The sequence below is a fragment of the Caviibacterium pharyngocola genome, from assembly GCF_002795405.1.
Taxonomy (GTDB): domain Bacteria; phylum Pseudomonadota; class Gammaproteobacteria; order Enterobacterales; family Pasteurellaceae; genus Caviibacterium; species Caviibacterium pharyngocola.
Genome location: NZ_PHGZ01000036.1, coordinates 1 through 8,739 on the forward strand (window position 1 = coordinate 1; position 8,739 = coordinate 8,739).

General features: G+C 45.4%; 7 protein-coding genes. 3 read left to right on the plus strand and 4 right to left on the minus strand.

What is annotated here, in order from left to right:
* Positions 1 to 262 precede the first annotated feature (262 nt).
* The 3 genes from pgk to CVP04_RS11760 all read left to right on the plus strand — a co-directional run bounded on the left by pgk (position 263) and on the right by CVP04_RS11760 (position 3,938).
* Positions 263 to 1,432: a phosphoglycerate kinase gene (gene pgk / locus CVP04_RS11750; RefSeq protein ID WP_100297698.1), complete on the plus strand. Its 1,170-nt coding sequence runs from the start codon at positions 263 to 265 to the stop codon at positions 1,430 to 1,432.
* Positions 1,433 to 1,508: 76 nt separating this feature from the next.
* The gene (gene fbaA, locus CVP04_RS11755; protein ID WP_100297699.1) at positions 1,509 to 2,588 is read left to right on the plus strand and encodes a class II fructose-bisphosphate aldolase; all 1,080 of its coding nucleotides are present in this window, start codon (positions 1,509 to 1,511) and stop codon (positions 2,586 to 2,588) included.
* Between the two features lie 96 nt (positions 2,589 to 2,684).
* Positions 2,685 to 3,938, plus strand: a complete 1,254-nt coding sequence (locus tag CVP04_RS11760; RefSeq protein ID WP_100297700.1) for an O-antigen ligase family protein — start codon at positions 2,685 to 2,687, stop codon at positions 3,936 to 3,938.
* A 47-nt stretch (positions 3,939 to 3,985) separates the two neighbouring features.
* Here the strand turns inward: CVP04_RS11760 and CVP04_RS11765 are convergent, their stop codons facing one another.
* Genes CVP04_RS11765 through recO form a run of 4 tightly spaced genes read right to left on the minus strand, consistent with a single transcriptional unit; the run spans position 3,986 to position 8,659 of the window.
* Positions 3,986 to 4,342 carry a diacylglycerol kinase gene (locus CVP04_RS11765; protein ID WP_100297701.1) on the minus strand — a complete coding sequence of 119 codons (357 nt, stop codon included), beginning with the start codon at positions 4,340 to 4,342 and terminating at the stop codon, positions 3,986 to 3,988.
* Between the two features lie 15 nt (positions 4,343 to 4,357).
* The gene (relA, locus tag CVP04_RS11770) at positions 4,358 to 6,592 is read right to left on the minus strand and encodes a GTP diphosphokinase (RefSeq protein WP_100297702.1); all 2,235 of its coding nucleotides are present in this window, start codon (positions 6,590 to 6,592) and stop codon (positions 4,358 to 4,360) included.
* Positions 6,593 to 6,601: 9 nt separating this feature from the next.
* On the minus strand, positions 6,602 to 7,921 hold the full coding sequence (gene rlmD / locus CVP04_RS11775) for a 23S rRNA (uracil(1939)-C(5))-methyltransferase RlmD (protein WP_100297703.1): 1,320 nt from the start codon (positions 7,919 to 7,921) through the stop codon (positions 6,602 to 6,604).
* Positions 7,922 to 7,924: 3 nt separating this feature from the next.
* The gene (gene recO / locus CVP04_RS11780) at positions 7,925 to 8,659 is read right to left on the minus strand and encodes a DNA repair protein RecO (protein ID WP_243385329.1); all 735 of its coding nucleotides are present in this window, start codon (positions 8,657 to 8,659) and stop codon (positions 7,925 to 7,927) included.
* Positions 8,660 to 8,739: the final 80 nt, after the last annotated feature.

Below are 8,739 nucleotides of genomic sequence, written 5' to 3' on the forward strand. Positions count from 1 at the left end.
TTGACTGATGACAAACCTGATTTAAATCGTATTTTATATGTAGGATGGACTTTAGCCCATCAAAAAATATAATTATTTCAATATGATGGGCTAAAGCTCTTCCTACTTAAGTATACTTTGTCAATAAACTGATAATTTTATTATTATAATAAAATAATGACGATACTTTGATCTAAACCCGTTACAACCTACCGATAAGCGAGTATAATAAACGACAGTTTTTATCAATTTTTCAATTTTAACCAACAAAAGAGGGTAAATTATGTCAGTAATTAAAATGACCGACTTGGATTTAGCAGGCAAACGCGTCTTTATTCGTGCGGATCTTAACGTTCCGGTTAAAGACGGCAAAGTCACTTCCGACGCGCGTATCCGTGCAACCATTCCGACATTGAAACTTGCGCTGGAAAAAGGTGCGAAAGTAATGGTCACCTCCCACTTAGGTCGTCCGACCGAAGGTGAATTCAAACCTGAAGATTCTTTACAACCTGTCGTTGATTATTTAAAAGACGCCGGTTTCAATGTGCGTTTGGCACAAAATTACTTAGACGGCGTAGAAGTTAACGAAGGTGAAGTCGTTGTACTTGAAAATGTTCGCGTAAACAAAGGCGAAAAGAAAAACGATCCTGAATTAGGTAAAAAATACGCCGCACTTTGCGACGTGTTCGTTATGGATGCATTCGGTACGGCGCACCGTGCACAAGCTTCCACTTACGGCGTGGCAGAATTTGCCCCTATCGCTTGTGCAGGCCCGTTATTAGCGGCTGAATTAGATGCTTTAGGTAAAGCGTTAAAAGAACCGCAACGCCCGATGTTGGCGATCGTCGGCGGTTCTAAAGTTTCTACCAAATTAACCGTGTTAGACAGCCTTTCAAAAATCGCAGACCAATTAATCGTCGGCGGCGGTATCGCGAATACCTTCGTTGCGGCGGAAGGCAACAACGTCGGTAAATCTTTATATGAAGCGGATTTAATCCCTGAAGCACAACGTTTATCCAAAGCGACTAATATTCCTGTGCCGGTTGACGTGCGTGTCGGCTTAGAATTCAGCGAAACTGCAGTGGCGACCGAAAAAGCGGTTAACGAAGTGGCGGCGGACGAATCTATTTTCGACATCGGCGACAAATCCGCAGAGCAACTTGCAGAAATTATTCGCGGCGCGAAAACCATTCTTTGGAACGGTCCGGTCGGCGTATTCGAATTCCCGAACTTCCGTAAAGGTACCGAAGTGGTTGCCAACGCAATCGCAGAAGCTACTGCAAACGGCGCGTTCTCAATCGCAGGCGGCGGCGATACCTTAGCGGCTATCGATTTATTCGGCATCGCAGATAAAATCTCTTACATTTCCACCGGCGGCGGCGCATTCTTAGAATTCGTCGAAGGTAAAGTGTTACCTGCGGTAGAAATCTTAGAAAAACGTGCGAACGGCTAATCTCATTTAAAACGGGCGGGCATATTGCGCCGCCCTTACGAAATTATTTAATTTTTAGAAATAGGAAAAAACCAAAATGGCAAAATTATTAGATATCGTAAAACCGGGCGTTGTTACCGGTGATGACGTACAAAAAATCTTCGCTTACGCAAAAGCAAACAACTTCGCGATTCCTGCGGTAAACTGCGTCGGTACCGACTCCGTGAACACCGTATTGGAAACAGCAGCTCGCGTTAAAGCGCCGGTTATTATCCAATTCTCTAACGGCGGTGCGCAATTCTACGCAGGTAAAGGTATCAAACCGGCAACCGGCGCACGTCCTGACGTATTAGGTGCGATCGCAGGTGCGAAACACGTTCACGCATTAGCGGCGGAATACGGCGTACCGGTTATTCTTCACACCGACCACGCAGCGAAAAAATTACTTCCTTGGATCGACGGTTTATTAGATGCGGGTGAAAAACATTTCGCAGAAACCGGCAAACCGTTATTCTCATCTCATATGCTTGATCTTTCCGAAGAACCGATGGAAGAAAATATGGCAATCTGCCGCGAATATTTAGCGCGTATGGCGAAAATGGGAATGACCCTTGAAATCGAAATCGGTATCACCGGCGGTGAAGAAGACGGCGTAGATAACTCCGATGTCGATGAATCCCGTTTATATACTCAACCTGAAGACGTACTTTACGTTTACGACCAATTAAATCCGGTCAGCCCTCGTTTCACTATCGCTGCGGCATTCGGTAACGTACACGGCGTTTACAAACCGGGTAACGTGAAATTAAAACCTTCTATCTTAGGCGCGTCACAAGATTTCGTTTCTAAAGAACGCAATCTTCCGGCGAAAGCATTAGACTTCGTATTCCACGGCGGTTCCGGTTCTTCCACCGAAGAAATCCGCGAAGCGATCAGCTACGGTGCGATCAAAATGAACATCGACACCGATACTCAATGGGCGGCTTGGGAAGGTATCTTAAACTTCTACAAAGCGAACGAAGCTTATCTTCAAGGTCAATTAGGTAACCCTGAAGGCCCTGACGCACCGAACAAAAAATACTACGATCCGCGCGTTTGGTTACGCAAATCGGAAGAATCTATGTCTAAACGCTTAGAAAAATCCTTCCAAGACTTAAATTGCGTTGATGTATTATAATTAAGCGAAATAAGCTAAAATAAGACCGCACTTTAAAAGTGCGGTTTTTTTTATCAAATTTTTATGCATATATTTCAACCGATTGGGTAGCTTCAAATGAACATTCTTAAAAACGACAGATTTTCCTTATTGCTTAATTTTATCGTCGGTTTTTTCTTTCTTGCCGTACTCGGCTTTAAGGGCGGACATAATATTTCGCCGATTTTATTAATGGTGATCGGATTGGGTTATCTGATTTATTTTCTCACCCGCAAGCAAAAATGGCAGCTTGATCAAGACGAAAAACGCCTGATGATAAGTTACGCTTTTTATTTTGCGGTGTTTGTTTTGTCGTTGATATTTAACGGCGGAAAAATGAAAGAATTGGATAATCCGAGCCGTGTGATTCTTCTGCTTCCACTGTTATTACTGTTTATTCGCTACCCGATTCGCTTTAACACTCTCGCTTACGCCGTTCCGCTTGGCGGTATTGTCGCCGGTTTAGTGGCGATTTATGATCGTTTTTATTTACACGCAGGAGCCGCCTTTTCACCGCGCACAATGCATATTCAAGGCGGTGATATAGCGATGTCATTAGGAATGTTTTCTTTGCTGATCGGTTTTTATTTCGCGACAAAAAAACATTATAAATCCACCGCACTTTGCGTGTTCGGTACTTTGTCCGGCATTACCGGCAGTTTGCTTTCCACTGCGCGCGGCGGTTGGATCGGCTTGCCGATAATTCTTGCCATTATTTTATTTTTATATCGCAAGCAACTCAGTAAAACCTTTTTCCTCAGCATTTCCGGCGTGCTTATCGCCGCATTGGTCATTGCCGTCTCCTTACCGGAAACAAAAGTGATGAAACGCATTCAAACCGCAAACAACGAAATCACGGCGTATTTTGAAAAAAATAACGGCGGTACTTCGGTCGGTGCGCGGTTTGATATGTGGAAAAGCGCCTTGTTAATGGCAAAAGAAAAACCGCTGCTCGGCTGGGGGCAACAAGGCGCGGTAGAACAACATAAAAAGCACGCAGAACAGAAATTAATTAGTAAATATGCGGCTATTTTTGATCACGCGCATAATCAATATATCGATGATTTAGCCAAACGCGGCGTTATCGGTCTGCTTGCCTTATTAGGCGTTTTACTCATTCCGTTACGCTATTTTATCCGCAGTCTGAAAACGGTATCGCTTGAAACTCGAACACTAGCGGGATTGGGCATCGTACATATTGTTTCGGTAATGTGTTATTGCGTCAGCCAAGGTTTTTTCACTCATAATTCGGGCAATATTTTTTATTTCTTCCTCACCTTGCTGTTTTTCGCAATGGTGAAATCCACGCAAAAAATTCCTTCCGAACATTAAACGAAAATAGGGCATACCAATGCCCTATTTTTATGCGTTTTCGTCGGTTAGAAGAAGAGTATTAGCGTCCAAGTGATCAATATGATTCCAATCGTTACAAATACGGCGGCGGAGCCGAGATCTTTCGCTCGTCCGGATAATTCGTGAAATTCTTTGCCCACGCGGTCAACAACGGCTTCGATCGCGCTGTTTAATAACTCGACCACTAACAATAATAATACCGAGCCGACCATTAAGGCGATTTCGATTTTATTGTCGCCTAACCAAAATGCCAACGGTACTAAAATGATTGCGGCAAACAGTTCGTGACGAAAAGCGGCTTCGTATTTGACCGCACTTTTTAGTCCTTTCAACGAATAACCCGTTGATTTAATTAAATGGGTTAACCCGGTGGTTTTTTCCATATTTTTCCTTTTGATTTAAAGCCGTTTTGCTTCCACTACATCGTCCAGTTTCGACAAACGTGCCAAGATTTTACTTAACATTTGAATATTATTCAGTTCGATTTCCATATCGATAGTGGCGATTTGTTTTTTCGTGTCCGCGCGGCTGGAAACGCCCAACACACTGATTTTTTCATTCGCCAACACGGTGGTAATATCGCGCAATAAGCCGTTGCGATCACCGGCGATAATGCGAATACCGATTCTAAAACCGCTGGCGTAATTCTCGCCCCAAATCGATTCCACCACGCGTTCCGGATGCGCCGCTTGCAGTTCCATAAATTGCTCGCAATCGCTACGATGTATGGAAATACCACGCCCCATTGTGATGTAGCCGACGATATCGTCGCCCGGTATCGGCTGGCAACAACGGGCGATATGATGCATTAAATTACCGACGCCTTCAACGATCACATAGCCTTTTTGATCGGTTTTTTGCTGAGAATTGACCGCACTTTTATTGGCGACGTGGCGCAGAATTTCCTCGTCCGCTTCTTGCGCGGAGGTTTTAATCAGTTTGTTTTGTAAAAAATTCAACAACTGATTGAGGCGAATATCGCCGCCGCCGATGCCGGCATATAAATCGTCCAGATTTTTCAAGTTATACCGCGGCAAAGCGTGTTGTTCCACTTGGCGCAAGGCAATGCCCAAACGCGCGATTTCGTTTTCCAACAATTCTTTACCCGCCGGAATATTTTTATCCCGATCCAGCTTTTTAAACCACGCGTGGATTTTTGCTCTGGCTTTCGCCGTATGGGTAAAGCCTAAATTCGGATTTAGCCAGTCGCGGCTCGGATTCGGTGTTTTTTGGGTAATGATTTCGATCTGATCGCCCATTTGTAGCTGATAAGTGAATGGCACGATTCGCCCGCCCACCTTCGCGCCGATACAACGATGCCCGATTTCGCTGTGAATCGCATAAGCGAAATCCAACGGCGTGGAACCGGTCGGCAAGTCCACCACTTCGCCTTTCGGCGTAAACACATATACGCGATCATCGAACACCTGACTGCGCAATTCCGCCATCACTTCGCCGGAATCGGTAATATCGTCTTGCCACGCCAATAATTTACGCAACCACGCGATTTTATCTTCATACGCGGAACGACCGGTGACACCTTCTTTATATTTCCAATGCGCCGCCACGCCCAGCTCGGCGTCATCGTGCATTTGTTGAGTACGAATTTGCACTTCCACCGCTTTGCCGCCTTTGCCCAATACCACCGTATGAATGGATTGATAGCCGTTCGGTTTCGGGTTCGCCACATAATCGTCGAATTCCTTCGGCAAATGCTTAAAATGCGTATGCACAATACCTAATGCGGAATAGCAATCCTGCAATTTGTCAACGATAATCCGCACCGCGCGCACATCGTATAAATCACTGAATTCCAAATGTTTTTTCTGCATTTTGCGCCAAATGCTGTAAATATGTTTCGGGCGACCGTACACTTCCACCTGATCGATATTTTCTTTCAAATAACCGGTTAACTCGGTGACAAAATCCGCGATATATTGCTCGCGATCCAAACGGCGCTCTTTCAACAATCCGGCGATGGCACGATATTGTTCGGGATGCAAATAACGGAAACAATAATCTTCCAATTCCCATTTTAATTGCCCGATCCCCAAACGATTCGCCAACGGCGAGTAAATATTGGAACATTCTTTCGCCGCCAACACTTTTTCTTCTTCCGTGCCGCATTTTTCCGCATCGCGTAAAAAAGTTATGCGCTCCGCCAATTTGATGATCACACAGCGAAAATCGTCCACCATCGCTAACAACATTCGACGCACGTTATCGACTTGTAAGCTATCTGCCGAGTGACTGGCGTTTAATTGGCGAATGTTGTCCATTTCCATTACGCCTTTAACTAACTTACTGATTTTACTGCCGAAATCTTCTTTTATTTGTGCCAGATCGACGATTTTGTAATTCACAATCGGATAAAGCATTGCGGTAATCAGGCTGTCCGCATCCATATTCAAACTGTGCAGAATTTCCACCATTTCTACACCGCTTTGTAACGAACAAAGGGGCGAGCTTTCGTTTGCAGATTGGGCGCGGTATCGGGCGATGTTTTCCTGCGAATAATGCCAAGCCTGCAATAATTTTCGCTCGACATTTTCAGGCAAACCCAGATTGGCACACCATTTTTCAATCACAAATTCGTTTGGATTTAATAAATGCGATCCGCGCACAGCAACCATAATTTCGTCCTATTGTTGTTTTTCAAATAAGCTAATACTTTCTAAATGCCCAGTATTCGGGAACATATCGATCATCGCCGCTTTTTTCAGACGATAACCGAAATTCAGTAAAATTTCCGCATCTCGCACCAAGGTCGCCGGATTACAAGACACATATAACACTTTTTCCGCGCCCAAGGCACAAAGTGCATTTAGTGCAAATGCGGCACCGCTTCTGGGCGGATCGAGCAAAATTTTATTAAATCGCGTATTTGTCCAAGCTTGATCGGCAAAAGGTTGATCCAAATCGTTCCGATAAAATTGGACATTGTGACACTGATTTCGTTCCGCATTTTTGCCAGCTTTTTCCACCATCGCCGAAACACCTTCGATTCCCACCGCACTTTTCACTTTGCGGCTCAACGGTAACGTAAAATTGCCCATTCCGCAGAACAAATCTAACAGGTTATCGCCGTCATTCAAGTCTAACCAGTCCGTTGCGGTGTCGATCATTCGTTGATTTAATGCGCCGTTAATTTGAATAAAATCGCGAATATCAAAATATAACTGCGTGCCGTCGGATAAACGATAATAAGGCGCGCCGCCGAACCAATGTTCAACGGCGTCATCCTGCCAAAACAGCATTAGCCGTTCTTGTTCGGCAAATGCCAGCAGGCGCTTGCGATCTTGCTCCGCCGCCTTACCCATATGCCGCAACAACATTGCTACACCGTTATCCGCCGCCACCAGTTCAATATGTCCCAAGGCTTTCGGCGCAGACCAATCGGCAAAAAGTGCGGTCAATTTCGGCAACAAATCATTTAACGCTGGCACCAACACGTCACAATGCCGAATCGGCACAATATCTTGCGAATTTTTTTGGCGAAACCCGAGAATCAAGCGTTTGGATTTTATATCGAACATTAAACTTAAACGCGCCCGCCGGCGATATTGCCATTGTTCGCCGACAATCATCGGCATCATTTCGATTTGCTCGGCTTGGAGTGCGCGCAAGCGGCGAAACAAGGCGTGTTGTTTGCTTTCGCGCTGCAACGCCGCGTCAATATGCTGACTTTGACAACCGCCGCATTGGGCGTAATGCGGACATTTCGCTTCGCGCCGTGCCGCCGAGGGCTGTAAAATTCGCGTCGCCGTGCCTTTGCCGTAACGCCCTTTTTCTTCCGTCACCTTAAATTGCACGCGCTCGCCGGGCAAGGCGTTTTCGATAAACCAAGTTTTGCCGTTGATTTTCGCCACGCCGACACCTTGATAATCCAACGCCGAGATCTCGGCGACGATATTGTTTTGCGCAACGCGCGGCGGCTTTTTCGCTTGATAAAGTAACACCATAAACTACTTTCGATATAAAATATGTTGGCTAAATAATTCTCGACTTTTCAACGGCTTAGCGCCCAAATAAGGCTTTAATGCAATACGGATAAAGCGTTTCGCCGCATGCAAAACCGCTTCATCGGTGAAATCGCGACGATGAAACGCCAATAATTCGCGCCCGAAAAAGGTTAAATTATCCCGAATCAGCGATGCAATAAAGCCCTTTTCTTCGCGATAACGGTAGGTCATATCGTCGTCCACCGGCAAGCCGGAACCCGCACAATGACAAAAATCAATGCCGTATCCCATTATATGTAACAGTTGAAATTCAAAGCGACGCAACGCCGCTTCGGGCGAATGAGGCGCACTCGCCAATTCGGTTAAACATTGTAAATAATCTTGAAATAATTGAGGATGGGCGGTTTCCGCCGCCAATAAACGCATCACCAATTCATTGACATAAAACCCGCTGTATAACGCCGCACCTTGTAACGGCAAGGCAATCGCCGCCGGCTCGGCTTTGGTGAGCACTTTCAATTCGCCGCGTCCCGACCAGCGTAATAATAAAGGCGTAAACGGCTGCAACAGGCTTTTTAACGGCGATCGCTTCGCCCGCGCGCCTTTGGCAAGCACGGTTAAACGCCCGCTGTCCTCGGTGAACAGTTCCACCAATAAACTTGTTTCGCGATAATCCCGACGATGTAATACAAAGCCGCGTTGCCAGTTTTCGATAGCCTTGCCCTTATTTTGCTTCACTTCAAACGGAATCTATTTTAACAGATTTCTCACCGCACTTCGGCATAAAACAGATTTATTTTTAGGGCTTGTTGAGCTTT